This window comes from Parafrigoribacterium mesophilum (assembly GCF_039652555.1).
Classification (GTDB): domain Bacteria; phylum Actinomycetota; class Actinomycetes; order Actinomycetales; family Microbacteriaceae; genus Parafrigoribacterium; species Parafrigoribacterium mesophilum.
Genome location: NZ_JBDJAF010000101.1, coordinates 1 through 237, shown reverse-complemented (window position 1 = coordinate 237; position 237 = coordinate 1). Strand labels below are relative to the sequence as shown.

The window sequence follows — 237 nt, the reverse complement described above, 5'->3', positions numbered from 1 at the left end:
TGCCGCCGGCGCACCCGTACGTGGCTCGGGCGGTGAACTGCGGCCGGATCAGTTCGGATGCGGCGGCGGCGATCACCGGCATGCTGGACCGGGTCGCCGTCCGGGCGAACCCGCAACAAGCCGATGAGTACGAGCGGGTGTTGGCGGAGCATGCGGCGCAGCTGCCGCATGCTCTGGTGATCCGGATGGTGCGTGAGGCCGAAGCGCGTCTGGATCAAGACGGCCTGGCCCCGCGGG

1 protein-coding gene is annotated in these 237 nt (G+C 71.3%); it reads left to right on the top strand.

All coding sequences use genetic code 11. The features are described from left to right. A partial coding sequence (locus tag ABFX56_RS16250; protein ID WP_428834470.1) for a hypothetical protein occupies nucleotides 1–237 on the top strand: 237 nt, incomplete at both ends.